Here is a 25,900-nt window from a genome sequence, read left to right as displayed (position 1 = left end):
CGAGACCTTAAAACTCAAGCTTAGACCGCATCTCGTTTGGGGTTGTTGTCAGGTAGGCGATATCGTTGATCAACGATGAGCGATGTGGAGAAGTGGTGTCCGGAGCCGTTGTGGCTGTTGGCGCAGCCGTTGCTGCCTGACGCGCCGCAACGCCACCAGTGCGGAGGTCGGCGGCGTCTGGACGACCGTATGGTGCTGGCGGCGATCTTGTACGTGTTGCAGACCGGATGTGCCTGGTCAGCGCTGCCCTCGTCGTTCGGGGTCAGCTGCCCGACGGCGCATCGCCGGTTCACCGAGTGGGTCGAGGCGGACGTTTTCGCCCGGCTGCATCAGGTGATGCTGGATCTGCTTGGCGTTGTCGGGTCGATCGACTGGTCACGTGCGTCGGTGGACAGCATGCACGTCCGTGCGGTCAAAAGGGGGATCTGACCGGCCCCAGTCCGGTCGACCGGGGCAAACCCGGCTCCAAGATCCATGCGATCAGCGACCGCGGAGGCCTCCCGCTGGCGGTGGGCGTCTCCGCTGCCAACCGCAACGACCACCTGGAACTGGAGACGATCGTCGATGCCGTGATCCCGGTCAAGGGGCCCGCCGGCAGGCCTCGTCGCCGGCCACGCAAGCTGCACGCGGACAAGGGCTACGACTACCCAGCCTGCCGGAAAGCACTACGCCGACGGGGCATCATCGCCAGGATCGCACGCCGGGGCATCGAGTCACCCAAACGGCTCGGACGCCACCGGTACGTCATCGAACGGACCTTGGAATGGGTTTCCCGGTTCCGCCGGTTGGCGCGCCGGTATGAACGCAAGGCCGCCCACTTCACGGCATTCGCCCAGCTGGCTTGTGCGGTCATCTGCTACCGCCGAGCCGTCAAGCTGGACCTGCTGACCCACTACAACCCCAAATGAGATGTGGTCTTAGTACGACAACGACAGGTTGTGATGTCGCTTCTTGTGGTGGCTGATCCGGGCACGGGCCTGGCTTGTTCGCCGCCAGGTAGACCAGTGCAGGACGTGGTCGACGGTGTGGGTGACGCGGTGGACGATCCGATTCCACAGTCGGCGGATCTCGTTGACCGACAACGGGATCAGCGATTGCTCGGCACCGGATGTGGAGCCCCTTTTTTGGTGATCTCACGGGTGATCACCAGGAAGGACAGAGCGGTCATGGACAGTGTGATGTGCCGGTACCACGCCTGGTAGCCGCGGACCTGGTAATGGTCCAGGCCGGTCTCGTTCTTCGCGGTCTGGAAGCACTCCTCGATCGCCCACCGCGCGCCCGCCACCCCCACCAACCGCTCCAGCGTCGTACCCGCAGGACCGAAGCACACGTAGTAGGCGATATCGGACGGGTCGGCCACACTCCGCCTGGCCAACAGCCAATGACCCCACTCCCTCCTGCGCAACGGCCGGATGTCGAGCAACGCCCAGTCCGACACCCGCGGCCCCTTCACACCATCGCCGGCACTGAGCCTCTCCCACGCCGTATCGGGAAGCTCGGAGAGCAAGCGGTCGACCCGGACCTTCCGCAGGTCCATCGTCACCACCATCGCGTTCTTCGGCACCGACACCACGTGCGCGACATCGACGGACTCCAGCCACAGCCGGAACTTCGTGTCCTGCCCGTAGAGCTCGTCCGCGGTCACCCACCCGAACGGCACCCCGGCCTCCACAGCCCGTTCGATCATGTCCCGGGCGAGGACCTGCTTGGTCGCGAACCCCACCTCATCACCGATCCCCGCCGCACGACACCGATCCCGATCCCCGGTCCAGTCCTTCGGCAGGTACAACTCACGATCGATCAACGCCCGTCCCCGCGACGACGCATAAGCCAGGAACACACCGATCTGGGAATTCTCGATCCGCCCCGCCGTCCCCGAATACTGACGACCCACCCCGGCGGACTTGACGCCCTTCTTCAGGAACCCGGTCTCATCGACGATCAGCACACCGTCCTGGGCGTCACCGATCGCCTCGACCACCGCGGCCCGGACGTCATCACGCACACCATCGGTGTCCCAGGCGTAGAAGTTCAGCAGCCGCTGCATGCCCTCCGGGCCCGCATCACCCACGGCCTCGGCCAACGTCCAACCGTTTTTCCGCTCCACCTCGCTGAGCAGACCCCTGACATACCAACGCATCCGACGCCGGGACTCCACCCGAGGAAACCGACCCGCGAACCGACCCAGGAACGCCTCGAACCCCGCCGACCACTCCGACACCAACTCCATCGACACCTAAGATCAACTACCAGAAGACGACCTCAGATCACAACCTGTCGTTGTCGTATTAGACCACATCTCATTTGGGGTTATTGTGAGTAAGCAGGTCCAGCTTGATGGCTCAGCGGTAGCAGATCACCGCGCAGGCCAGCTGGGCGAATGCCAGGAAGTGGGCGGCCTTGCGTTCGTAGCGGCGTGCCAGCCGTCGGAACCGAGAAACCCACTCCAGGGTCCGTTCGATGACGTAGCGGTGGCGGCCCAGCTTCTTGGACGACTCGATGCCCCGGCGGGTGATCCGGGCAATGATTCCCCGCCGCCGCAACGCCTTGCGGCAGGACAGGTAGTCATAGCCCTTGTCACCGTGCAGCTTGCGCGGACGGTGACGAGGCCTGCCGACAGGCCCCTTGACCGGGACCACACCGTCGACGACGGCCTCCAGTTCCAGGTGGTCGTTGCGGTTGGCCGCGGACACACCCACGGCCAGCGGGAGACCGCCGCGGTCGCTCATGGCGTGGATCTTGCTGCCGGGTTTGCCCCGGTCGACCGGGCTGGGGCCGGTCAGATCCCCCCTTTGACCGCCCTGACCTGCATACCGTCCACCGACGCACGCGACCAGTCGATCGCCCCGGCCGAGCCGAGCAGATCCAGCATCACCTGGTGCAGCCGGGCGAACACGTCCGCCTCGACCCACTCAGTGAACCGGCGATGCGCGGTCGGGGTGCTGACCCCGAACGACGCCGGTAGCGCCGACCAGGCACATCCGGTCCGCAGCACGTACAGGATGGCCGCCAGCACCACACGATCGTCCAGACGCCGCCGACCTCCGCACTGGTGGCGTAGCGGCGCATCGGGCAGCAACGGCTGTGCCAACTGCCACAACGGCTCTGGGCACCACTTCTCTACATCGTTCATCGTTGATCAACGATATCGCCTACCTCGCAACACGCCCAAACGAGATACGGTCTAATACGACAACGACAGGTTGTGATCTGAGGTCGTCTTCTGGTAGTTGATCTTAGGTGTCGATGGAGTTGGTGTCGGAGTGGTCGGCGGGGTTCGAGGCGTTCCTGGGTCGGTTCGCGGGTCGGTTTCCTCGGGTGGAGTCCCGGCGTCGGATGCGTTGGTATGTCAGGGGTCTGCTCAGCGAGGTGGAGCGGAAAAACGGTTGGACGTTGGCCGAGGCCGTGGGTGATGCGGGCCCGGAGGGCATGCAGCGGCTGCTGAACTTCTACGCCTGGGACACCGATGGTGTGCGTGATGACGTCCGGGCCGCGGTGGTCGAGGCGATCGGTGACGCCCAGGACGGTGTGCTGATCGTCGATGAGACCGGGTTCCTGAAGAAGGGCGTCAAGTCCGCCGGGGTGGGTCGTCAGTATTCGGGGACGGCGGGGCGGATCGAGAATTCCCAGATCGGTGTGTTCCTGGCTTATGCGTCGTCGCGGGGACGGGCGTTGATCGATCGTGAGTTGTACCTGCCGAAGGACTGGACCGGGGATCGGGATCGGTGTCGTGCGGCGGGGATCGGTGATGAGGTGGGGTTCGCGACCAAGCAGGTCCTCGCCCGGGACATGATCGAACGGGCTGTGGAGGCCGGGGTGCCGTTCGGGTGGGTGACCGCGGACGAGCTCTACGGGCAGGACACGAAGTTCCGGCTGTGGCTGGAGTCCGTCGATGTCGCGCACGTGGTGTCGGTGCCGAAGAACGCGATGGTGGTGACGATGGACCTGCGGAAGGTCCGGGTCGACCGCTTGCTCTCCGAGCTTCCCGATACGGCGTGGGAGAGGCTCAGTGCCGGCGATGGTGTGAAGGGGCCGCGGGTGTCGGACTGGGCGTTGCTCGACATCCGGCCGTTGCGCAGGAGGGAGTGGGGTCATTGGCTGTTGGCCAGGCGGAGTGTGGCCGACCCGTCCGATATCGCCTACTACGTGTGCTTCGGTCCTGCGGGTACGACGCTGGAGCGGTTGGTGGGGGTGGCGGGCGCGCGGTGGGCGATCGAGGAGTGCTTCCAGACCGCGAAGAACGAGACCGGCCTGGACCATTACCAGGTCCGCGGCTACCAGGCGTGGTACCGGCACATCACACTGTCCATGACCGCTCTGTCCTTCCTGGTGATCACCCGTGAGATCACCAAAAAAGGGGCTCCACATCCGGTGCCGAGCAATCGCTGATCCCGTTGTCGGTCAACGAGATCCGCCGACTGTGGAATCGGATCGTCCACCGCGTCACCCACACCGTCGACCACGTCCTGCACTGGTCTACCTGGCGGCGAACAAGTCAGGCCCGTGCCCGGATCAGCCACCACAAGAAGCGACATCACAACCTGTCGTTGTCGTACTAAGACCCTGGGACCGAAGACGGCGACACCGCCCTGCGGGCGAGCCACTTCGCCAGTTCCACCAGCACGAATGTGAGCAGGGCCAGGACCGCGACGAATCCCCAGGCACCCCAGCCGATGGGTGCGGTGTGGAACAGGGTGTTCATCACGGGCAGGTAGGTGAGCAGCAGTTGCAGCACCACCGTCGCGCCGATGCCCGCAAGCAGCCACGGGTTGGCCAGCAAGCCCACCCCGGACCGGAAGTTCTCCAGTGACCGGCAGTTGAGCAGGTAGGCGATCTGGGCGGCGACGAACGCGTTCACCGCGACCGTGCGGGCTTGGTCAAGCGACGCGCCGGAGGCGAGTTGCCAGTGGAACGCGGCGAACGACCCGACGAGCAGGATGGCCGACACGAACAGGATCCGGCGCACGACCTGGGCGGTCATCAACGGCAACGACGGCGGCAGCGGTGGTCGACGCATGACGTCCGGTTCACGGGGTTCGAACGCGAGGGTCAGGCCGAGGGCGACCGCGGTGGTCATGTTGATCCACAGGATCTGCACCGGCAGGATCGGCAGCGCCGTGCCGAGCAGCACCGCGGCCAGGATCACCAGGCCTTCGGCCATGTTGGTCGGCAGCGTCCAGATGATGAACTTGCGCAGGTTGTCGAAGACCGCGCGCCCCTCCTCGACCGCTGCTCGGATCGAGGAGAAGTTGTCGTCGGCCAGCACCATGTCGGCGGCCTGCTTCGCCACCTCCGTGCCACCGCGTCCCATGGCCACGCCGATGTCGGCGCGACGGAGGGCGGGCGCGTCGTTGACGCCGTCGCCGGTCATCGCCACGACATGCCCCTGGGCCTGGAACTCCTTGACCAGCCTCAGCTTCTCCTCCGGCGTGACCCTGGCGTAGACGGCGTCGGCGGGGATGTCGAAGTGCCCGGCGATGGCGCGGGCGGTGGCCGGGTGGTCGCCGGTGATCATGCGCACCTCGATGCCCGCCGCCCGGCACTCCCGCACGGCTTCGATCGCCTCCGGACGCGGCGGATCGTGCATCGCCTGCAAACCCAGGAGGACCACGTTGCCCCGCAAGGCTTCCTCGGTCAGCTCCGCCCCTTCCGGCAGCCGGGCGGTGGCGGTGGCGAGGACCCGGAGGCCGCCGTCGGCGAGGTCTTCCGCGCCGGTGTGGTCGGTCGTGCCCGCGAGGTCGAGAATCCTTTCGACCGCGCCCTTGAGGTACACCAACCCTCCGGGGTGCAGGGTCGCCATGTATTGGCGGTCGGAGCTGAACGGCAGGACGTCGAGCCGGGGCGGCACGTCGTCGGGTCCGAGCCCTGCTTTGCGCGCGGACACCACGAGCGCGGCCTCGGTGGGATCGCCCACGGCGGTCCACTTCTCGTCCTCGTGGACGATCCGGGCATCATTGCAGGCCAGTCCGGCGAGCAGGCATTCCCGCGCTGCGGCGTCCACGGACGGCGTCACCTCGCCGTCGGGGTCGTACCCGATGCCGGTCAGGTCGTGACGGACTCCGCCCGCCACGACAACTCGGACGGTCATCGCGTTGGCGGTGAGCGTGCCGGTCTTGTCGGTGCAGATCATCGTGGTGCTGCCGAGGGTCTCCACGGCGGGCAGCCGCCGGACGATCGCCTGCCTGCGCGCCATCCTGGCCACGCCGATCGCGAGCGTGACCGTGACGGCGGCCGGGAGTCCTTCGGGGATGGCGCCGACCGCGAGCGCGACGGCCGCGGTCACCATCGACCCGAGCGGTTGCCCGCGCACCAGGCCGACGGCCACGCTGAGCGCGGCCAGCCCGAGGATGACGAAGGTCAAGAGCTTGCTGAACCGGTCGAGCTTGCGGGTCAGCGGGGTCGCCACCGTCGCCGTGTCGCCGACGAGCTGGTGCACGTGCCCGATCTCGGTGTCCGCACCGGTCGCGACCACGAACCCACGACCACTGCCCGCGGTCACCAGGGTGCCGGAAAAGGCCATGTTGACCCGGTCGGCGAGCACGGTGTCCGGCGGCAGTTTCGCCGGGTCCTTGCCGACGGGTGCGGACTCCCCGGTCAGCGCCGACTCGTCCACGTCCAGTTCCCCGGTGCGCGTCAGCCGCAGGTCGGCCGGAACCTTGTCCCCCGCTTCCAGCGCGACGAGGTCGCCGGGTACGAGGTCGTCGGAGGACACCCGTGAGGCGACGCCGTCGCGCAGCACGGTCGCCTCGGTGCGGACCATCGCGGCCAGCGCGTCCAGCGCCCGCTCGGCCTTGGCCTCCTGGAGGAACCCGATGACCGCGTTGACCACGACGACGGCGAACACGACCGAGGCGTCGACGGTTTCGCCGAGCAGCGCGGTCAGGGTGGCAGCGGCGAGCAGCACGTAGATCAGCGGGTGGTTCAGCTGCGACAACAGCTGAACCACCCAGCCCCGTTGGCGCTGCGGGGGCAGCGTGTTCGAGCCGAGCTCGACGAGTCGCAGCGCCGCCGCCGCGCTGGACAGCCCTCGTTCGACATCGGTTCCGGTCTGCCGGACGACCTCGTCCACCGACATCTGCTGCGGGCCGACCCGAGGCCGGTCAGCCGTGGTCAGCGGCATGGCCGGCTGCGATCCTGGTGTCCAGCGGGGCGGTCCGGGCCGGGATGAGCACGACCGGCACTGTCACGTGCCGCACGCAGAGCGCACTTGTGGAGCCGAGCACGATGTCGCGCAGCCGGTGGCCGGTGTGCGAGCCCACGACCAGCAGGTCGGCGTCACGCGAAGCGCTCTCCAGCACCTCTGCGGGGATGCCGCGAAGGCACCGCCGCACGATCACCGGAGGATCCGTCCGACCGAACACAGCTTCCCCGATGGCTGCCTCGACCAGCGCCTCGGACGACGCGCGCGCGTTCCGCTCGGCCGTCTCGGCCCAGTCGGTCAGCGGTTCGTAGTCCCACGCGTTGACCACGTGCACCGCGCAGCCGCGGATCCCCGCTTCGTCCAGTGCCCACCGCAGGGCTCCTGTCGCGGCCGGTGATCCGTCGACCCCGACCACGATCGGTTTGGTGTCGGAACGATTCATGACGCAACTTCCTTTGTCGGTCGCTGGACGTGCAAGCCTCGGAGGAACGGGTCGACCGATTCGACGGGTGCCACCCGTACTCGTGCGTCCACGACGAGGCACGACCCGTCGGAGACCACTACCGGGTTCAGGTCGAGCTCGGCGACCTCGGGCAGCAGCTCGGCGAGCCGGGCCACCCGGAGCAGCAGATCGCGCACCGGCCATTCATCAAGGTCCGCGAATACCTCTGCGGCTCCGCCGAACCCGTGCAGCAGGTCGTCGGCGTCCATCATGGACAGGGGTGCGAGCGCGCAGGTCCGGCGGTCGACCAGGTCGGTGTCCACACCACCCAATCCGGTCACCACGAGCGGGCCGAAGCGCGGGTCGTTGACTACTCCGACCAGCAGTTCACGGCCGCCGGTGGTCATGGGCTGGACGAAGACACCGCGCAAGCGTGCGCCGAACCGGCCGCGGAACTGCTCGAACGCGGCGGTCACCGCGTCCCGGTCGGCCAGCAGGAGGGAGACGCCGTGGCCCTTGGTCTTGTGGAGCAGTCCGGTGACGACCGCTTTCAGCGCCACCGGAGAGTCGTAGGAGCGCTGGGCGGACACCGCGCCTTCGGGCGTGGTCGCGAGCACACCGCCCAGCATCGGCAGTCCGAACGCTCGCAGCAGGACGATGGCCTGATCCGGATCGAGCCATCTGCCCGCGGGGTCGGTGGCCAAGTGGTCGGCCACGATGGTGCGCGCGCCCGCGAGGTCGATCCCGCCGAGGTGGGCGTGGTCCGGCTCTGGCCGGGCCAACCACTCCGCCCGTTCCACCAGCCGGGCCAGCACGAACGCGGCCCACGCCGGGTCGGCGTAGCTGGGTACGCCGGTCGGGGTGGTCTCCACGGACATCGCCTGGCCGGCCCGGACGCTCAGCAACGGTTTCCCGGCCGGTAGTCGGTGGATCGCGGTCGCGGGGTCGCCGAGGGCGGTGGGGACGGTGACGGTGATGACGGCGTCCACGGCGGGGTCCGCCGCGATCAGGTCGAGGCAGCGGGCGAAAACATCCTCGTCCACGACCGCGCCGGTGTCGACGGGGTTGTGCGGGCTCGAGGTGTCCGGCATCACCGCCCGCAACGCGCGGGTCGTCACCTCCGACAACTCGGCCATCGCGAGGCCGTGGGTCACGCAGGCGTCCGCGGCGAGCACTCCCAGGCCACCCGCGTTGCTCAGCACCGCGACCGACCGGCCCGTGGGCAGCGGCTGGACATCGAGCGCGGCGAGGACGTCCACCAGTTCGGTGACGCCGTCGACCGCGATGATCCCGGACTGCCGGAACAGGGCATCCCGCGTCGCCGCAGGGGTCGCCGCCGAGGCCGTGTGCGACGCGGCGGCCCGCTGCCCCTGCTCGGTGGTCGCGGACCGGATGGCCAGCACCGGCTTGCGGCGCGCCACCCGACGCGCCAGCCGGGCGAACTTGCGGGGGTTGCCGAACGACTCCAGGTAGAGCACCACCGCGCGGGTGCGCTCGTCGCGCTCCCACCACAGCAGCATGTCGTTGCCGCTCACGTCGTACTTGTCGCCCGCGGATACGAGGTTGGACGTGCCTCGGCCGATCCGGTTCAACTGCTCGGAGACCGCGATGGCGATACCGCCGGACTGCGTGATCAGACCGACGTCCCCGGCGGCGGCGCGGGTGCGGGTGAACGTCGCGTCCATCCGCACTTCCGGCGCGCTCGTCGACACCCCGAGGCAGTTCGGGCCGACCAACCGCATCCCGTGCTCGCGGACTGCGCCCATCAGGCCTTCCACCAGGCCGGGATCGTCGGACAGCCCCGACGTGATGACGACGAGCGCCTTCACCCCGTGCCGGCCGCACTCCTCGGCAATCCCCGGCACGAGCTTCGCCGGAACGCACAGCACGGCCAGCTCGGGAGCGGACGGCAGCTCCAGGACCGTGTCGTGGCAAGGGATCCCGAGCACGTGGTCGGCGTGGGGGTTGACGGCGAAGAGGTCTCCGGCGAAGTCGCCCGCGAGGAGGTTGCGCAGCACGGCGTTGCCGACCGAGGACGACGACCGGCCGGCGCCGACCACCACGATCGAGGTAGGTTCCAGCACCGCGCGCAGGCTCTCGACGTCGGCGGTCAGCTCGCGGTCGGCGACCGCTTCCAGGTAGTGCCCGACCGGGTCGAGACCGAGGTCCACGTGCGCCACGTCGCCGTTCGCGGTGACCGTCCACACCAGACCCAGGTCGGTGAGGACGCGCACCGCGCGGGAGTCGGCGGCGGATACGTCGGCGGTGAAGCGGCGCACACCGTGCCGCCGGGCGAGTGAGGCGAGGTGTTCGAGCAGCAGGGTGGCGACTCCCCTCGTCCGCGCCGACGCTGCCACTGCGAACGCCACCTCGGCGCCGTCCGAGTCCCGCGCGGCCACGCAGCTCGCGACGCCGAGCAGCCGGTCGTCGTCGAACGCGCCGATGGCGAACTGGCTGGAGTGCTCGTCGCGTGCGGGAGCGCTGAACAGGCCGAAGTGCTGATCACCTGAGGGCAGTGCGCGGAGCAGGTCCGTCAGTGCGTCGGTGTCCGGCGGGCCGAGTTCCCGTAAGGACACCGCGGAACCGTCCACCAGGAGCGCCCGGACGTCCCCGCTCACAGCAGTGGTCCTGGGGTCGCGAGCGCGCCGGAACCGACCGCGGCCGACCTGTCCTTGCGTGGCGACGGTTCCCGGACCACTACGACCGGGCAGGTCGAGTGGCGCACGCAGTGCGCGCTCACCGACCCGAGCAACGCGCTCCTGACCGGTCCCGCGCCGTGCGTGCCCACCACCAGCAACGCCGCGTCCTTGGAGGCCTCGACCAGCGCAGGTCCGGCGTCCTGGGTCACCAGGACCATGCGGATCCCGCCGCCCGCGTCCACGTCCGCCACGGCGTCGTCGAGCACTCGGCGCCACCGGTCGTGTTCCCGCTCCGGCGTCGACTCGGCCAGCAGGTCGGGTGTCACCGCGCCGATCATCATGCCGTAACCGCCTTGCCAGGCCAGGATCGCGTCGATCGCACAGCCGCGTCGTCCGGCTTCGTCCACCGCCCACCGCAACGCCGCGTGGCTCGCGGCTGATCCGTCCACGCCGACCACGATCGGCCGCGAGTCGAAGTCGTCCATCGCTCGGTCCTCCTCAGCTCACCCCGAGCCTGGTCCACCCGGTGCCGCAGGAGCAGTGGCCGCGGTCCCGCGCGGAGGGGGACCTTCGACCCTGCGCACGGGGGCGGGTCCGCGGGCGGTGCGGGCTGTCGGCCTCTGGAACCGGTCTTCCGCCGGCAGCACGCTGAAGGCAACCAAGTAACGAGGAGCGAGCCATGCACTGGTACCAGAGCTACGGGATGGGCTGGATGGGATACGGGCTCATGGGGATCGTGATGATCATGCTGTTCTTCGGATCGGTGGCGGGGCTGATCGTCCTCAGCCGCAGGATCCGGGGCGAGGTGCCGACCGTCTCGGTGGAGGCGGTCCTGGCCGAACGGCTGGCCAAGGGCGAGATCGGCGAAGACGAGTACGCGCGGCTGCGCCGACTGGTGCGGGAACGATGAGCGACCCCGACGTCGGAACGCCGCCCCTGGTCCCCGACCGGACAGGACCTTCGCCCGTGTGCTCCACCGTTCCCACGCCGAAGAGTGAGGCCGGTCGGATCAACCGGACCAGCGCACTGAGGTGAATGGAATGACCGTGGTGGTCGGCTCACTCGGACTTGCTCCCGAGCAGACGCTGTCGGCGATCGGTACCGCGTCCCTGGCGCCCTCTGTGCGCAACAGCCAGCCGTGGCGGTTCCGGCTGCTGCCCGACCGGATCGAGTTGCACGCCGATCCGGTCCATGCGCTGCCCGTCACCGATCCCACCGGGCGTGAACTGCGCCTGTCGTGCGGCGCGGCGCTGTTCACCCTGCGCTTGGCGTTGAAGAGCTTCGGTGTCCGACCGCTGGTGACGCTGCTGCCGGACACCGCGGCTCCCGGCTTGCTCGCGACAGTCCGCTTGGGCGGCCGGGTGGAACTGACCGACGAGACGCGCGAACTGCTCAGCGTGGTGCCCGGCAGGCACACCAACCGGCTTCCGTTCGCCGAGGTCGCCGTCCCCGTCGCGCACGGGCAGGCACTGGTGCGCGCGGCGGAGTTGGAGCGGTCGTGGCTGCACATCGTGTCCGACCAGGTCGAACGGGCACGGCTGCGGTACTTTGTCGCGCGCGCGGACCGGCTTCAGAAGGCAGACCCCGCGGTGGTGGCGGAACTGGCCGCCGTGACGGACGCCGCCGGATCGGCAAGCGCACCGTTGAGGTCCCACGACGAGTGGTGGCTGGGTGCCGCGCCACCCGTCCTCGACGGCGCGCTCGGCGAGGACCGGGAACCCGAGCCGCTCGTCGTGGTGCTGAACTCGCACTACGAAGGGCCGCTGGGCGAACTGCTCGCGGGCCAGGCCCTGCAACGGGTCCTGCTCACCGCCACGACCCTCGGGCTGTCCACGTCGTTCCTGGCGCAACCGATCGAGGTCGGCTCCGTCCGCGCCGAACTGCGCCGCTCACTGGGCGGTTCCCTGGTGCCCCAGACAGTGCTGCGCATCGGTTACGGCACACCCGCTCCCCCTACGCCCCGCCGTCCGGTGTCCGACCTGCTGGACGAACCGACCAGCGCCGCACGCTGATCGGCCGAACGACACCCAGGAGCCGTCGATGTCCGACCAGTCCAGTTCGCTCGACCCGTCCACCGTCCCAGCCCCTCCACCAAGTCCGGTTGTTGTCGGGTTTGACGGCTCGCGGTGGGGCCGCGCGGCCCTGTTCTGGGCGGCGGATCACGCCGTGCGCACGGGCTCCGAACTCGACGTGTGGACGTGGGGCGAGACCGACGACGAAGTGGACGATCTCACCAGCGGGTACCCGGCGCTGCGCGTACGACTCCACCGGGCCGGCCCGGACCCCGTACGCGATCTCGAAGCGGCGAGCCTGCGCGCGGGAACGCTCGTGGTCGGCTACCAGGGCCGCTCGACAAGTCCGCTCGGTCTCGACGGTCTGGTGCTCGCGCTGGTGGACGTGGCCGCGTGCGACACCGTCATCGTTCGAGGTGAAGACTCAGCGCTGCGCGGCGCCCACCAACGGGTAACCGTTCTGGTCAGCGGAGGCGAAGACGACGCCCAGGTGCTGGTGCGAGCCGCCGCAGTGCTTGGGGGCGGCTCCGTGCTGCGCGTCGTGCACGCCATCCCCCTACACACGGCGGGAGACGCGCTGGTCTCCAATCCCCAGTTCGTGCTCGACCACGCCGCTCATCTCCTCGACGAACTGGAACCGCGGCCTTCCTACGCCACGACGCTGCTCCGGTTCCACCCCCACGAGGCAATCGGTCGGGAAACCGACAGCGATCTGCTCGTCGTCGGCTCCGGCGACCACCACGACCTGACCGGGCGGTGCGGCTCCGTCACGAAGGCCGCCGTGCACCACGCGTCCTGCCCGGTTCTCATCGTCCGCCGACCACCATCCCGAATCCGACTGGAGGCCTCCCAATAGGTCCCAAAACGATCAGTGGACGGATATCCCAGCCCCGCGGGTACTCGTCGATCGGCTCGCACTGCGCCATGACGCCATCATTGCGGTGACGCGCGGTCGCTCATGCCAAGGCCCCTGGACGTCGAACAGTCCAGGGGCCTTGAGCATCGTCCTATGAGGGCTGTGCCCTGATGGTGGGCCACTCGGCACCGCGGTGCGGGTGTGGACGCGTTCGATCAACCGCTTCGCTTCGGCTGTGGTGAACAGCCCGTCGCGAGCAGCGCGCAGAATCGCTGCGGTGGTACGCGAATAGGCGGTTGGGTTGATGTGCGCCATGTCCGTGGCCCTTCGGTAGTCCATGACAACGCCGGGGTCCAGGACACCTGGTGTCCACGGTACCCGCGGCGAACCTCTGCCGCTGATCGCATACGGGGTCACACCGGTACGGCCGTACCGGTGGGCACGTCCTCGGGTGCGACGTCCCGGCGTGCCCGAACGACCGCCTTGTAGGCCGTGTCGGCGAGGATCACCGCCGGGGCCGCCGCGATCACGAGTGCCCAGCCCAGCGGTGACGGCAGGGCGCCGCCGAGGAGTTCGGGCAGCGGCGGAACGAGCAGGAACACGGCCAGGATCGCGAGTTCGAACAGCACCGCGTAGATCAGCAGCCTGTTGCCGCGCAGTCCGGCGAGACCGACCGGGCGGGTCGCGCTGCGGCAGGCGAACGCGTTGGCCAGCTGCCCGACCACGACCGCGGCGAACGCGGTCCCCGACGCCGTCGCGAGCACCGCGGCGTCGGCGGTGGTGCCGAGGACCCAGCCACCCGCCAGGAGCACCAGTGCGAACGCGGTCATCGCGGCGAGCGCCTCGGTCGGTCCGAGGACGCCGAACGCGCGGCGCAGCACCGACTTGTCGATCAACGAACCGGTGCGGGCCGGTCCGCGCATGGTGCGCGGGTTCGGCCGCTCGGTGCCCAGCGCCAAGGCGGGCAGCAGGTCCGTGCCGATGTCGAGCGCCAGGATTTGCAGGACGGTCAGCGCGAGCGGGATCTGCCCACCCGACAACGCCCACACCACGAACGGCGTGAGCTCGGCGACGTTGTCGGTCAGGTGGTAGGTCAGGAACCGGCGGATGTTGGCGTAGGTCGCGCGGCCCAACTCGACGGCGGCGACGATCGTGCCGAAATGGTCGTCCAGCAGGACCAGGTCGGCGGCTTCCCTGGCCACGTCGGTGCCGGAGGCGCCCATGGCCACGCCGATGTCGGCCGCTCGCAGGGCGGGCCCGTCGTTCACGCCGTCGCCGGTCATCGCGACGACGTGTCCCCCTGCGCTGCAAGGCTTTCGCGATCCGCAGCTTGTCCTCGGGCGTCACCCTGGCGATGACCACGCCGTCGCGGTCGAGCAGTTCACCCAGAGCGGCCGCGTCCTCGGGCAGGTCGGCTCCCTCCACCACCAACTCGTCCGGCCCCAGAAGTCCCACTTCCACGGCGATGGCCCGTGCGGTGGCCGGGTGGTCCCCGGTGACCATGGCGACCTTGATCCCCGCGGTCCGGCACGATTCGAGCGCTCCGGCGACGTCGTCGCGCGGCGGGTCCTGCAACCCCACCAGGCCGAGCAGGGTCAGGTCCGTCTCGGCGTGCTCCCATCCGGTGTCGTCACCCGGCCGTGTCGAACGGCGTGCGACGGCGAGCACCCGGAGTCCCTGGGCACCGAACCGGGTCATCGCCTCAAGGGCGGCGTCCTGGTCGCCGCACAGGGGCAGCACGGCGTCGGGCGCACCCGTGACGTGAACGCCGTCGACGTCGACCACGGACGACCGTCTGCGGTGCGGGTCGAACGGGTAGCGCACACCATCGACCGTCTGCGCGGTCACGCCGAGCCTGGCCGCCAGCACGTGAAGGGCGACCTCCATCGGATCGCCGACCGGGTGCCAGCCGTCCTGATCGCGCTGGACATGCGCCGTCGGCGAGCAGCGGACGGCACTCGCGGCCAACACGCCGAGGCGGCGCACGGCGGCTTGATCACCCGTCGCGGCTCCGGTGGGTTCGTAGCCGGTGCCGGTGATGGCGACTTCGCCGAGCGAGGTCCACGCGCGCACGACCGACATCTCGTTGCGGGTCAACGTCCCGGTCTTGTCCGTGCAGATGAAGGTGGTGGACCCCAGGGTCTCCACCGCGTCCAGTCGCCGCACCAGCGCGTGCCGACCGGCCATGTTCTGCGCGGCTCGCGCAAGGGACAGGGTCACGGTCGGCAGTAGGCCTTCGGGTACGAGCGCGACCGTGACGCCGATCGCGAACAGGAAGCCGTCGGTCGTCGACAGCCCGAGGAGCATGGCCAATCCGAAGAACGCGGCACCGACACCGACCGCGACGAGGCCGATGACGCTGACGACCTTGTGCAGCTGCACCGACAGCGGGCTCGGCGGTCGTTCCGCCTGCTGGGTGAGCGTGGCGATGCCCGCGAGCTTCGTGTGCACACCGGTCGCGGTCGCGACGACGGTCGCCTCGCCTTCGGACACGTAGGTGCCCGCGTGCACGCTGTCGCCCACGGCGGGGCGCACGGGGACGCTCTCGCCGGTGAGCATCGATTCGTCCACGGACAGCCCCGCGGCGGTGTGCACTTCGCAGTCGGCGCACACGCGGTCGCCTGCTTCGAGCAGGATCTCGTCGCCCACCACCAGGTCGGCCGCGTCGACCACGACAGGTTTGCCGTCGCGGTGCACGGTCGCCTTGGCGGGCATGAGATCGCCGAGTCGTTGTGCGGCGCGGTCCGCGCGGAACTCCTGGGCGAACGCGAACGCGCCGTTGAGCACGACGACCACGGTGATCGCGATGGCCAGCGCGGGCATCCCCGCGACGAGCGAGAGCACGGCGGCGCCCCAGAGCATCAACGCGAAGGCGTGGACCATCTGCTTGAGCAGCAGCACCAGGGGATGGCGCTTGTGCGCCCGTGGCAGCACGTTCGGGCCGTCGGCGCGCAATCGCTCCGCGGCCTCGGTCGACGTGAGTCCGCCGGTAGTGGACGTCATCGGACTTCCTTCACATCGAGGCGCGCGAGTGCGCACTGCTCAGCACTCTGCGCTCGCGGGTGGCCGCGGGGCAGTGCGCTTGGCCTCTCCGCCACGGTGACCTAGGCCCCTACCCCTGCCGCCTGGATGGGGTCAGGCTTCGGATGACCGAGAACTCTCCCGACAGGAGCGATGACGTGGACCTTCCCCTGATCGTGGTGGGCGTGGACGGATCACCCGCCAGCCGTACCGCGTTGCGCTGGGCGCTGAACGAGGCCAAACGCAGCGGTGCCGCGGTCGAGGCGACCATGGCCTGGCAGCACGAGTCCGAGTTCGTGCCCGCAGTCTCGCTCGGCGTGCACCCGTACGCGGAAGTGCTGCCGCAGCAGCACCACCATCCCGCTCGGGTGCTGCACGACCTCGTGACGGAGATCCGCGCCGAACTGCCGGACGCGCCGGAGATCGCCGAAGTGACCATCACCGGCGACGCCTCGACCGCGCTCCTGCGGGCGTCCCGGCAGGCAGCCCTGCTCGTCGTCGGCAGGCACGCCCACGGCCCGCTCACCGAAGCCCTGCTCGGCAGCGTGACCACCGACTGCATCCGGCACGCCGCGTGCCCGGTCGTGGTGATCCCGCCGGGCGTCACCACCCGGTCCGCCGACGCCGTGCGGGTCGCGGCGCGCTGAAGGTCCCGGCGAACGCGGTCCCTTCGCCACTGCGGGGTTCGCACCATCCGGAGCACCGTCAGGGCATGACCTCCCCTCCGCTGTCCGGACCTCGGTGCGCACGTGGTGGACCGAGGGCGTGTCGTGGCTCCTGGCCGCGCTGCTCCTCACCGCCACCCTCTACGGGCTGCTGGCCGAGCACGCCTACCGGCTCTCCCGTTCGCTGGAGCTGCAGGGGATCGCCCAGGACGTGCTGACGCTCGCGACGATCCCCGTGCTCCTGTGGGCCGCCCGTCGCAGCCGCGCGGGTTCGCTGCCGGGCCACCTGCTGTGGCTGGGAACGCTGGCCTACCTCGCCTACAGCTACCTCGTCTACGCGATCGGCGTACCGCAGAACCCGGCGTTCCTGCTCTACACCTCCGTCCTCGCCCTCTCGGTCGCCGCCCTGATCGACGGGATCGGCCGGATCGACGTGCGTGCGGCCTCCGCCGCGTTCGACCGCCGCAGGCACAAGGGTGTCGGCTGGTTCCTCGTCGTCTTCGGCTCCGCCTTCGCGGCGCTGTGGCTGTCGGACATCCTGCCCACCCTCGGCGGCGGACTGCCGAGCGCCATCGGTGTCGGCGAGCTGCCCAACCCCGTGTACGTGGCCGACCTCGCGTTCGCCGTGCCCGCGGTGGTCATGACCGGGGCGGCGCTCGTGCGCGGCCACGTCGCCGCCCCGGTCCTCGGCGCGGTGGTGCTGGTCAAGGTCGTGACGCTCGGCCTCGCGATCACGGCCATGGCCATCGCGATCCTGCTCGACGGCGGCGAGCCGGACTGGCCGGTCGTCGCTCTCTTCGCGATGATGATCACGGTGTGCACGACGGTGCTGGCCCATGGTGCTCGCCGTCTCGGCCTGCCCGCCGCGGGGTGGCTCAGGGAGACGTTGTGGGAGCGGTGATGACGGTGGTCCCCTCGGTGCCGTCCAGCACGGCGGCCGCGGCTGTCAAGGAGCCGATGGCGGCCGCGTGACCGGTCGCCGCGACGAACCTGCGGCACGCCTCGACCTTCGGTCCCATGGACCCGGCCGCGAACTCCAGGTGGGACAGGTCGTCGAGGTCGAGGGTGTGCAGGGGTTTTGCGTCCGGTGTGCCGAAATCCCGCACGACGGCGGGGACGTCGGTGAGCAAGATCAGCCGGTCGGCCTTCAGCTCGATCGCCAGCAGGGCCGCAGTGAGATCCTTGTCCACCACCGCCTCCACTCCGCTGAGCCGCCCGTCGTCCACGACAGGCGCTCCCCCACCGCCGCCGCACACGACGACGGTGCCCGCGTCCACGAGGCGGGCGATGGAGTCCGACTCGACCAGGCGCAGCGGCTCGGGTGACGCGACGACCCGACGCCAGAGTGCGCCGTCCGCCGCGATCGTCCAGCCATGCGCTTCGGCGAGCCGTCGCGCCTCCCCTTGCGGGTAGACGGGTCCGACGAACTTCGTGGGGGTGGCGAACGCCGGGTCGGCCGCGTCGACGACGGTCTGGGTGACGACGGCGAGCACCGGTCGGTGGACCCCGGCGTTGCGCAGCGACTGCGCCAGCCAGTAGCCGATCATCCCCTGGGTCTGCGCGCCGAGCACGTCCAGCGGGTACGGGCGGCTCAACGAGACATCGGCCTGGCTCTCCAGGGCAAGCAGGCCGACCTGGGGACCGTTCCCGTGGCAGATCACCAGCTCGTGGTCGACGGCGAGCGGAGCGAGGGCCTCAGCCGCCGCCCGGACGTGGTGCAGTTGGATGGCGGCGTCGGGTTTCTCGCCTCGGGCGAGCAGGGCGTTGCCGCCGAGTGCGATCACGATGCGCACGTCACGACGCCAATCCGGTGACAAGGACGGCCTTGATGGTGTGCAGCCGGTTCTCGGCCTGGTCGAACACGATCGACCGCGATGAGGAGAACACCTCGTCGGTGACCTCGGCGCCGTCGAGTCCGTACCGCTCGTGCAGGTGTTCGCCGATGACGGTGGTGCGGTCGTGGATGGCGGGCAGGCAGTGCAGGAACTTGGTGTCGGGCTTGCCGGTGGCCTTCATCAGCGCCTCGGTGACCCGGTACGGGGTCAGCAGCGGCACGCGGACGTCCCACTGCTCCGGCGAGTCGCCCATGCTGACCCACACGTCGGTGTAGACGAAGTCGACGCCGTCCACGCCCTGCTCGGCGTCCTCGGTGATCAGAACCCTGGCACCGCTGGTCTTCGCGAGTTCACGGGCGGTGGCCACGACGTCGGCGGGCGGTCGGAGTTCGCGCGGCGCGGCGATGCGGACGTCCATGCCCAGCAGCGCTCCCGTGATCAGCAGGGACCGGGCCACGTTGTTGTGGCCGTCGCCAAGGAAGCAGACGCTGATCCGCTCGACCGGGCCGGGGTGGTGCTCGGTCATGGTCAGCACGTCGGCGAGCATCTGCGTGGGGTGCCAGGAATCGGTGAGCCCGTTCCACACCGGCACACCGGCGTTGTCGGCCAACTGCTCGACCGTCTCCTGGGCGAAGCCGCGGAACTCGATGCCGTCGAACATCCGGCCCAGCACCTTCGCGGTGTCGGGGACGGATTCGTCGCGGCCCATATGCGTTCCTGCGGGGTCGAGGTAGGTCACGTGTGCGCCTTGGTCGTGGGCCGCGACCTCGAACGCGCACCGGGTGCGCGTGGAGGTCTTCTCGAACACCAGGGCGATGTTCTTGTCCGTCAACGACTTCCGCTCGACGCCCGCCTCCTTCGCGCGCTTGAGGTCTGCGGCCAGCGCGACCAGTGCGAGGAACCGGGTCTTGTCGAGGTCGAGTTCTCGGAGCAGCGAGCCGGGGTGGCGCATGGGAATTCCTTCGCTGTGAGGGGTGTCAGATGCCGTCGCGCTGGATGGGGCAGGTCATGCAGCGGGCACCACCGCGGCCGCGGCCGAGTTCGTTGCCGGGGATGCTGATGACCTCGATGCCGTGGTCGCGCAACATCGTGTTGGTGACGGTGTTGCGCTCGTAGCCCACGACCACGCCGGGTGACAGGGTCAGGAAGTTGTTGGCGTCGTCCCACTGCTCGCGTTCGGCGGCGCGCGCGTCCTCATCGGCGCACAACACGCGGAGCCCGTCGAGGTTGAGCGCATCGGCGATCGTGGTGAACAGGTCGTCGCGCTGGTCCACGCGCAGCCCGGCGGAGGCGCGTTCGACGACCTCCTCCGGGTCGACGGGCGTGATCACCCAGGTGCGCAACGACTTCGTGTCCAGGCCGGGGTAGCGGACGAACGTGTCCACGTCGATCATCGTGAGGATCGTGTCCAGGTGCATGAACGCGTGCGACCGGGGCAGCTGCACGGCGATGACCGTGGTGGCCTGTCCGGTCCGGAACAGCTCACGGGCCAGGATCTCCACACCCATCGCGGTAGTGCGCTCCCCCATCCCGACGAGCACGACACCGCGGCCGAGGACGAGCACATCACCACCCTCGATGGTGGCGGGCTGGTGGTTCCCGTCGTCAGCGCCGTAGTAGAACGGGAAGTCCCGCGACTCGAACAGCGGGTGGAAGCCGTAGACGGCACGGCAGTGCAGCGATTCGCGTTGCCGGGCGGGCTTGGCCATCGGGTTGATCGTCACGCCGCCGTAGACCCAGGCCGAGCTGTCCCGTGGGAAGAGCGTGTTGGGCAGCGGGGGCAGCACGAAGTCGTCCAGCCCAAGGGTCGACCAGCGCAGGCTGTGCACGTCCAGCGGGGACAGGTCGGCGCGGGTCACTCCCCCGATCAGCAGTTCGGCCAGCATGGCCGGGTCGACTTTCTCGGCGAACTCCCGCAGCGGTTCGACCAGCGTGGGGCCCACGAGTTCGGGGGTGCAGACACGGTCCAGCACGAACGCCTTCGCCTCCGGCAGGGCAAGGGTCTCGGCGAGCAGGACGTCGGTGTGGTGCACGACGACACCGTGGTCGCGCAGCACCTGGGCGAACGTGTCGTGCTCCTCCCGCGCCTTGGCCGCCCACAGGACGTCGTCGAACAGCAGCTCGTCGCAGTTGCTCGGGGTGAGGCGGCTCAGTTCGAGCCCTGGGCGGTGGACGATGGCCTCTCGCAGCGTGCCGACTTCCGAGTGCACTCCGAGCGTGCGGGTCATGGTTTCTCCTTCGACGGCGGGACGGAGGTCAGTACTGGACGCGCAGGTTGTTGACGACGGTGGTGATGCCCGGCGCCGACCAGGCGACGAGTTCGGCTTGGCGGTGCTCGGTCCACGAGCGGACGGTGCCGTCCAGTTCGACCTCGCCCGCTTCGCGCGGTGTCACCGTGATGTTCAGGCCTTCCAACAGGGCGCTGCGCACCAGCGCGGCGGTGATGGCGGTCTTGATGTCCTTGGTCGGGGCGGCGCTGCGGATCACGATGGAGCTGGTGACCGACCTGACGCCCTTGGTGTAGCGGACCGCCCGAGCCGCGGCCGAACGCTCGTGCTGCCCTTGGACGTCTCCGGACAGGGTGATGACGTGGTCGTGGACGGATACCCGCACCGTCTCGGGCACGTCGACGGCGCGCCGCAGCGCTTCGCCCGCTTCCCTGGCGATGTCGGTGTCGCTCACCCCTGCCCCCGGATCGCGAACCGTGATCTCCTGAGCGATGGCGGTGACGCCCTTCACCCGCATCACCGCCTTCTCGGCGAGGAGCTTCTCCGGGTAGCTGTCCACTTCACCGAACAGCGTCACGGCTCCGTCGTCGACCGTGATGCCGATGTGGGTGCTGTCGACGTCGGGAATCCACTTCAGCTCTTCGACGAGGGTGTTCTTCAATTGGCTGTCGGTCTTGGGCGGTGTCCGGGTCATGTTCCGAGCCTGTCCTGCCGACCCGGTGACCAGCAGAGCACAACGTCCTTCGTGGACAGAGGCGCGACGCCCTCGTTCGGTCACACCGAATCAACGTCAGCAGGCACGGTCGGGGTCTCGCCGTACTCGCGGTATCCGACCTTGAGCCAGATGTAGAGCGGCAGTCCGAGCAGCAGGCAGATGACGCCGTAGTAGACGGCCTGGTAGCCGCTGCCCGCGAGCGCCCAGAACGAGAAGACCAGCGCCAGCGCCGACACCCCGCAGTCGCGCACCAGGTGCGGCCACCGCATCTGCTTGCCGCGGGCCAGCAGCCAGTACAGCTGCGCGCCCGCGCTGAACAGGTAGGGCACCACGGCGGTGAAGACGGACAGCAGCACCAGTGTCGTGAACACCTGGTCGAAACTGGTGTAGCTGACAACGGTGAGCACGGTGGCGAGAACGGTCGAGCTGACGATGCCGAAGACCGGGACGCCGCGGCGGGTGCGGGCGAACCGCTCCGGGAACAGCCGGTCCTTCGCGGCGGCCAACGGCATCTCGCCGATGATCAGCGTCCAACCGATCAGCGAGCCCAGTCCGGACACGACCGCGGCGACCGCCACCGCCTGCCCGGCCCAGTGCCCCCCGAAGATCGCGTCCGCCGACGCGGTGAACGGCGCGGTCGAGACCTGCAACGCCGCGTTGGGCACGGTGCCGAACACCGTGAGGGTGCCGAGGATGTAGACGATGGCGCAGCCGATGGTGCCCAGCACGGTGGCGCGGCCGACGTTGCGCTTCGGGTCGCGCACCCGGCCCGCCGCGACGGAGGCGGTCTCGATGCCGATGTAGCTGAACAGGGCGATGGCGGCGGCAGCGGAGATCGCGCCGCCGATGGAGGTGCCGCCGGCGTTGAACGGCCCGAAGTTGGCGGTCTTGATGAACAGCAACCCGACGGTCGCCATGAACAACAACGGCACGAACTTCAGCACCGTCGTCACGATCTGCGTGACGGCCATGTTCCGCAGGCCGGACAGATTGATCACGGCGGGGATCCACAACCCCGCCATGGCGATGGCGATCGACCAGCCCACGACGTGGTCGGTGTTCACGAACACCTCGGCGTACCCGACCAGTGCCACCACGATGGCCGCGTTGCCCGCCCACGCGGTGATCCAATAGCACCACGCGGTGAGGAAGCCGCCGAACTCGCCGAAGGCCTCCCTGGCGTAGACGTAGGGCCCACCCGAACCGCGCACCCGTTTGGACAACGCGCCGAACGTCAGCGCCAGCGCCAAGGCGCCGATCGTGACGAGGACGAACGCCACCAGGCTGATCGGCCCGAACGCGGCCAGCGCGGTCGGCAGGCCGAACACCCCGGTCCCGATCACCGAGCCGATCACCAGCGCGGTGGCGGTGGGCAACCCGAACGTGCCGGACCTGCCCGGTGCTCCGTCCTTGCCCGGCGGTGCGACCGGTGTCGTGTCGAGGACCGGTGTGCTCACGGGAACTCCCTTGCGCCGTCATCGACCAACCGCGGCTGCGAGGGGGTCCGACCCAGCGTGTTCGAGGCAGAACCCGGTGCACACCTACGCAGGTCGCATGGAATCAGGGTCTTTGGTCCCGGTTCAGCCGGCGGACTCCGGGGTCTTCGGCGTCGTCAGCGCGGAGACGGCGACGCTCACCAGCATCGCCGCGAGGATCGCCGCGCCCTCTCCCGCTGCCAGCAGGTGGTTGCCGGTGCCGATGGTCACCGCCGCGACCGGCACGCCCAGTTGGGCGCCCGCGAGCACGGCCAGAGGCATCGGCTGCCCGACGAACCACGCGGCGGCGTGCACCACCACGGCTCCCGATGCCAACAACGCCGCCAGCGCGATCATCCTCGGCTCATCGGCCAGCGCCCGCAGGTCCAACGACGCGCCCAACCAGACGAAGAACACCGGCGCGAGGAATCCGTCGGTCACGGCGAACAACTGCCGGGCCAGGCGCCGCGCTTTCCCCTGCGCGGTCAAGGCGAGGCCCGCGACGAATCCGGCGAGCATGACCGACACGCCTACGAGCTGAGCCAGTCCCGCGAGTCCGAACAGGATGATCAGCTGGATGCGCAGCTCCACGCCGAAGTTCCGGCGTTTGCTGACCTTGTGCACCACGGTCAGCACACCGCGGGCCCGGAGGCGGCGCATCACCAGGAAACCAAGACCGCCCGCTCCGATCACGACCAATGCCCCAAGAGTCGCCGGGCCCGCACGCCCAGGATCCTCGGCCAGCGGTAGCGCGACGATGCAGACGGTGTCCGCGACGGCCACGTGCACGACCGTCGCCAGTGCCGCGGGCGTGCGCACCCCGGAGCCCGTGACGGCCGGGACGACCAGCGCGGCCGAACTGGAAGCGAGGAGCACCGCGTAGAGCAGCCCGTGACCGGTGCCCGCGATCGCGGCCACACCGAACCCGGCCGGGACCGCCAGCACACCGACGAACGCCGCGAGCAGGCAGCCGCGACCAAGCGCGCCGCGCAACGACGTGTCACCCAGCGGCACGTGGCTGCCCACTTCGAGCATCACCAGCGCGAAGCCCGCGGTGGCCAGGAAGGTCAGGACCGGCTCGCCCGCGTCCACCCATCCCGTGCCGGTCCGGCCGACCAGCACTCCGAGGAGGATCTCGCCGACCACCAAGGGGATCCTGGCGCGTTTCGAGATCGCCAGCAGCGGACCCGCCAACCCGACCGCGAGCACCAGCGCCAACCCCAGCAGGCTCATCCCACCTCCTGGTTCCGCGGTCCGAACCGACCAAGGAAAGCAGGGAGGACGCGATGCCGCGACACCAAACCCGGACCAGGGCACTCCGACAGCGTGCGGGAGGGACCGGCGGCACTGCCCGCCGACCCCCGTGTAAGCGACCGTGTGGACACAGCACGTCCGCGCTTCCAGGAGGTCCGCATGACATCGGCCGCAGCTCCCTACCCGGTCCACGTGCGCGGTCGCCTCGACCCCGGCCTGAACCGGTGGCTCTGGCTGGTCAAGTGGTTCCTGGCGATCCCGCACTACGTCGTGCTGACCTTCCTGTGGCTGGGCTTCTCCGTGGTCAGCCTGGTGGCGCTCGTCGCCATCCTGATCACCGGCCGCTACCCGCGCCCCCTGTTCGACTTCGCGGTCGGCGTGCTGCGCTGGACCTGGCGGGTCAGCTACTACGCCTACGGCGCGCTGGGCACCGACCGGTACCCGCCGTTCAGCCTCGGCGAGGAACCCGACTACCCCGCCACCCTGGAGATCCCGTACCCGGAGCACCTGTCGCGCGGCTTGGTGCTGGTGAAGTGGTGGCTGCTCGCCATCCCCCACTACCTGGTCGTCGGCGTGTTCGTCGGCGGCAGCGGCTACCTTGCCGCCCAGTCCGACCAGTGGGCCTGGAGCTTCGGCGGCGGACTGGTCGGCGTGTTCGCGCTGATCGCGGGCGTCATGCTGCTGTTCACCGGCCGCTACCCGCAGGGCGTGTTCGACTTCATGCTCGGCATGGACCGCTGGGTCCTGCGCGTCGCCGCCTACGCCGGCCTGCTCACCGACGCCTACCCGCCCTTCCGCCTCGACACCGGCGGCGACGACCCCACCACCACCCGCATCGGAACCGACACGACCACTCCCCCGGCGAGCGGGCCGTCCGACGGGCACCCTGGTCGGATCGTCGCCGTGGTCGTCGGGGCACTCCTGCTGCTCACCGGCGGAGGACTCCTCACCGGCGGCGCCGTCGCGATCTGGGCCGACCAGACCCAGCGGGACGCCGACGGCTACCTCACCACCGGCACCCAGACGTTCCACAGCGACGGCTACGCACTGGAGTTCCAGACGGTGGACCTCCGGTGGTCCGACGACAACCCGATCACCGGCGAGGACGTGCTCGGCCCGATCCGCATCCGCACCGGCGACACCCCGGTGTTCGTCGGCATCGCCCGGCAGCAGGACGTCACCACATACCTGGCCTCCGTGGACCACGACGTCGTGGCGACCGCGGTGGACACCAACGGGGTGCACTACGACCACCGCGCCGGCAGCGCACCTGCCATCGCGCCCGATGCGCTGCGCATCTGGACGGCCTCCGCCTCAGGTGCCGACCGCACCGTCGACTGGACTCCTCAGCCCGGTCAGTGGACCGCCGTGGTGATGAACGCCGACGGCTCCCGCCCTGTCACCGCCGACCTCGCCATCGGCGCGACCGCGCCCGCCCTGGGAGCGCTGACCGTCGGCCTCGTGTCCGGTGGTTGCGCGTTGGTCGTGCTCGGCATCGTCGTGATCCTGCTGGGCGCCTGGCGGCGCCCGCAGCAGGTGCCCACCACTGCCGATCCGGCCGCGGTCGCGTGACCCCACCACGACCGTGGCCCGGCGGAGGCGATCCACGGGGCCACG

Annotated in this window: 20 protein-coding genes and 2 pseudogenes; 8 read left to right on the top strand and 14 right to left on the bottom strand. The window is 69.7% G+C overall.

Features of this window, described 5'->3' with window-relative positions; translation table 11 throughout:
- Window positions 1-75 precede the first annotated feature (75 nt).
- A protein-coding gene (locus RM788_RS42695) for an IS5 family transposase (RefSeq protein WP_399341822.1) occupies window positions 76-908 on the top strand; the annotation gives its coding sequence in 2 pieces (ribosomal slippage) (window positions 76-414 and window positions 417-908; 831 coding nt in all).
- A 191-nt stretch (window positions 909-1,099) separates the two neighbouring features.
- On the opposite strand, the pseudogene RM788_RS42690 reads toward RM788_RS42695, so the two are convergent.
- Window positions 1,100-2,230, bottom strand: a pseudogene (locus RM788_RS42690) (IS701 family transposase); the annotation flags it as partial.
- 112 nt (window positions 2,231-2,342) lie between these two features.
- Window positions 2,343-3,133, bottom strand: a protein-coding gene (locus RM788_RS42685) for an IS5 family transposase (protein ID WP_315926045.1) whose coding sequence is annotated in 2 segments (ribosomal slippage) — window positions 2,343-2,785 and window positions 2,785-3,133 — 792 coding nt in all. Because the reading frame shifts where the segments join, the coding sequence is not laid out codon by codon here.
- Window positions 3,134-3,246: 113 nt separating this feature from the next.
- Between RM788_RS42685 and RM788_RS42680 the strand changes: the two genes are divergently transcribed.
- Window positions 3,247-4,389, top strand: coding sequence for an IS701 family transposase (locus RM788_RS42680; RefSeq protein ID WP_399341820.1), 1,143 nt, complete (start codon window positions 3,247-3,249; stop codon window positions 4,387-4,389).
- Window positions 4,390-4,555: 166 nt separating this feature from the next.
- On the opposite strand, the gene RM788_RS42675 is transcribed toward RM788_RS42680, so the two are convergent.
- From RM788_RS42675 to RM788_RS42660, 4 genes are read right to left on the bottom strand one after another with little or no spacing between them, the layout of a single operon-like run.
- The gene (locus tag RM788_RS42675; protein WP_315926041.1) at window positions 4,556-7,120 is read right to left on the bottom strand and encodes a cation-translocating P-type ATPase; all 2,565 of its coding nucleotides are present in this window, start codon (window positions 7,118-7,120) and stop codon (window positions 4,556-4,558) included.
- Window positions 7,101-7,583, bottom strand: a complete 483-nt coding sequence (locus tag RM788_RS42670) for a universal stress protein (protein ID WP_315926039.1) — start codon at window positions 7,581-7,583, stop codon at window positions 7,101-7,103. The genes RM788_RS42675 and RM788_RS42670 overlap by 20 nt, the downstream gene beginning before the upstream one ends.
- Window positions 7,580-10,201 carry a bifunctional acetate--CoA ligase family protein/GNAT family N-acetyltransferase gene (locus RM788_RS42665; RefSeq protein WP_315926037.1) on the bottom strand — a complete coding sequence of 874 codons (2,622 nt, stop codon included), beginning with the start codon at window positions 10,199-10,201 and terminating at the stop codon, window positions 7,580-7,582. Before RM788_RS42665 ends, RM788_RS42670 begins: the two co-directional genes overlap by 4 nt.
- The gene (locus RM788_RS42660; protein ID WP_315926035.1) at window positions 10,198-10,707 is read right to left on the bottom strand and encodes a universal stress protein; all 510 of its coding nucleotides are present in this window, start codon (window positions 10,705-10,707) and stop codon (window positions 10,198-10,200) included. The genes RM788_RS42665 and RM788_RS42660 overlap by 4 nt, the downstream gene beginning before the upstream one ends.
- 194 nt (window positions 10,708-10,901) lie before the next feature.
- On the opposite strand from RM788_RS42660, the gene RM788_RS42655 reads away from it, so the two are divergent.
- From RM788_RS42655 to RM788_RS42645, 3 genes are all read left to right on the top strand, one after another.
- Window positions 10,902-11,132, top strand: a complete 231-nt coding sequence (locus RM788_RS42655) for an SHOCT domain-containing protein (protein ID WP_315926033.1) — start codon at window positions 10,902-10,904, stop codon at window positions 11,130-11,132.
- Between the two features lie 130 nt (window positions 11,133-11,262).
- Window positions 11,263-12,234: an Acg family FMN-binding oxidoreductase gene (locus RM788_RS42650; protein ID WP_315926031.1), complete on the top strand. Its 972-nt coding sequence runs from the start codon at window positions 11,263-11,265 to the stop codon at window positions 12,232-12,234.
- 28 nt (window positions 12,235-12,262) lie between these two features.
- Complete coding sequence (locus RM788_RS42645; RefSeq protein WP_315926029.1) at window positions 12,263-13,090, top strand: universal stress protein; 828 nt, start codon at window positions 12,263-12,265, stop codon at window positions 13,088-13,090.
- A gap of 413 nt (window positions 13,091-13,503) precedes the next feature.
- On the opposite strand, the gene RM788_RS42640 is transcribed toward RM788_RS42645, so the two are convergent.
- Both RM788_RS42640 and RM788_RS42635 read right to left on the bottom strand, forming a co-directional pair.
- Window positions 13,504-14,373, bottom strand: a complete 870-nt coding sequence (locus RM788_RS42640) for an HAD-IC family P-type ATPase (RefSeq protein ID WP_315926027.1) — start codon at window positions 14,371-14,373, stop codon at window positions 13,504-13,506.
- Window positions 14,374-14,446: 73 nt separating this feature from the next.
- Window positions 14,447-16,093: pseudogene (locus RM788_RS42635) on the bottom strand (cation-translocating P-type ATPase); the annotation flags it as partial.
- Window positions 16,094-16,269: 176 nt separating this feature from the next.
- On the opposite strand from RM788_RS42635, the gene RM788_RS42630 reads away from it, so the two are divergent.
- Window positions 16,270-16,758 carry a universal stress protein gene (locus RM788_RS42630; protein ID WP_315926025.1) on the top strand — a complete coding sequence of 163 codons (489 nt, stop codon included), beginning with the start codon at window positions 16,270-16,272 and terminating at the stop codon, window positions 16,756-16,758.
- A 94-nt stretch (window positions 16,759-16,852) separates the two neighbouring features.
- Window positions 16,853-17,677, top strand: a complete 825-nt coding sequence (locus RM788_RS42625; RefSeq protein ID WP_315926023.1) for a hypothetical protein — start codon at window positions 16,853-16,855, stop codon at window positions 17,675-17,677.
- On the opposite strand, the gene RM788_RS42620 is transcribed toward RM788_RS42625, so the two are convergent.
- From RM788_RS42620 to RM788_RS42595, 6 genes are all read right to left on the bottom strand, one after another.
- Window positions 17,652-18,569: a carbamate kinase gene (locus RM788_RS42620; protein WP_315926021.1), complete on the bottom strand. Its 918-nt coding sequence runs from the start codon at window positions 18,567-18,569 to the stop codon at window positions 17,652-17,654. The two genes, RM788_RS42625 and RM788_RS42620, sit on opposite strands and share 26 nt — an antisense overlap.
- Window position 18,570: 1 nt before the next feature.
- On the bottom strand, window positions 18,571-19,563 hold the full coding sequence (gene argF / locus RM788_RS42615; protein ID WP_315926019.1) for an ornithine carbamoyltransferase: 993 nt from the start codon (window positions 19,561-19,563) through the stop codon (window positions 18,571-18,573).
- Between the two features lie 25 nt (window positions 19,564-19,588).
- Window positions 19,589-20,839: an arginine deiminase gene (locus RM788_RS42610; protein ID WP_315926017.1), complete on the bottom strand. Its 1,251-nt coding sequence runs from the start codon at window positions 20,837-20,839 to the stop codon at window positions 19,589-19,591.
- 28 nt (window positions 20,840-20,867) lie between these two features.
- Window positions 20,868-21,533 (bottom strand): BON domain-containing protein, encoded by a 666-nt coding sequence (locus tag RM788_RS42605; protein WP_315926015.1) that lies wholly within the window; start codon window positions 21,531-21,533, stop codon window positions 20,868-20,870.
- An 80-nt stretch (window positions 21,534-21,613) separates the two neighbouring features.
- On the bottom strand, window positions 21,614-23,011 hold the full coding sequence (locus tag RM788_RS42600; RefSeq protein WP_315926013.1) for an amino acid permease: 1,398 nt from the start codon (window positions 23,009-23,011) through the stop codon (window positions 21,614-21,616).
- Window positions 23,012-23,134: 123 nt separating this feature from the next.
- On the bottom strand, window positions 23,135-24,262 hold the full coding sequence (locus RM788_RS42595; RefSeq protein ID WP_315926011.1) for a cation:proton antiporter: 1,128 nt from the start codon (window positions 24,260-24,262) through the stop codon (window positions 23,135-23,137).
- Window positions 24,263-24,442: 180 nt separating this feature from the next.
- On the opposite strand from RM788_RS42595, the gene RM788_RS42590 reads away from it, so the two are divergent.
- Window positions 24,443-25,855 (top strand): DUF4389 domain-containing protein, encoded by a 1,413-nt coding sequence (locus RM788_RS42590; RefSeq protein WP_315926009.1) that lies wholly within the window; start codon window positions 24,443-24,445, stop codon window positions 25,853-25,855.
- Window positions 25,856-25,900: the final 45 nt, after the last annotated feature.

It is taken from the genome of Umezawaea sp. Da 62-37, from assembly GCF_032460545.1.
GTDB lineage: Bacteria > Actinomycetota > Actinomycetes > Mycobacteriales > Pseudonocardiaceae > Umezawaea.
Note: the sequence above shows the minus strand (reverse complement) of the source record. Positions and strands in the feature narration are given on the sequence as shown.

Bases quoted from the DNA above. Each gene is read 5' to 3' on its own strand.
- RM788_RS42675 (WP_315926041.1), bottom strand. From the start codon at position 7,120: ATGCCGCTGACCACGGCTGACCGGCCTCGGGTCGGCCCGCAGCAGATG.
- RM788_RS42605 (WP_315926015.1), bottom strand. From the start codon at position 21,533: ATGACCCGGACACCGCCCAAGACCGACAGCCAATTGAAGAACACCCTC.
- RM788_RS42640 (WP_315926027.1), bottom strand. From the start codon at position 14,373: ATGACCGGCGACGGCGTGAACGACGGGCCCGCCCTGCGAGCGGCCGAC.
- RM788_RS42595 (WP_315926011.1), bottom strand. From the start codon at position 24,262: ATGAGCCTGCTGGGGTTGGCGCTGGTGCTCGCGGTCGGGTTGGCGGGT.
- RM788_RS42590 (WP_315926009.1), top strand. From the start codon at position 24,443: ATGACATCGGCCGCAGCTCCCTACCCGGTCCACGTGCGCGGTCGCCTC.
- RM788_RS42655 (WP_315926033.1), top strand. From the start codon at position 10,902: ATGCACTGGTACCAGAGCTACGGGATGGGCTGGATGGGATACGGGCTC.
- RM788_RS42670 (WP_315926039.1), bottom strand. From the start codon at position 7,583: ATGAATCGTTCCGACACCAAACCGATCGTGGTCGGGGTCGACGGATCA.
- RM788_RS42650 (WP_315926031.1), top strand. From the start codon at position 11,263: ATGACCGTGGTGGTCGGCTCACTCGGACTTGCTCCCGAGCAGACGCTG.
- RM788_RS42660 (WP_315926035.1), bottom strand. From the start codon at position 10,707: ATGGACGACTTCGACTCGCGGCCGATCGTGGTCGGCGTGGACGGATCA.
- RM788_RS42645 (WP_315926029.1), top strand. From the start codon at position 12,263: ATGTCCGACCAGTCCAGTTCGCTCGACCCGTCCACCGTCCCAGCCCCT.
- RM788_RS42680 (WP_399341820.1), top strand. From the start codon at position 3,247: ATGGAGTTGGTGTCGGAGTGGTCGGCGGGGTTCGAGGCGTTCCTGGGT.
- argF (WP_315926019.1), bottom strand. From the start codon at position 19,563: ATGCGCCACCCCGGCTCGCTGCTCCGAGAACTCGACCTCGACAAGACC.
- RM788_RS42610 (WP_315926017.1), bottom strand. From the start codon at position 20,839: ATGACCCGCACGCTCGGAGTGCACTCGGAAGTCGGCACGCTGCGAGAG.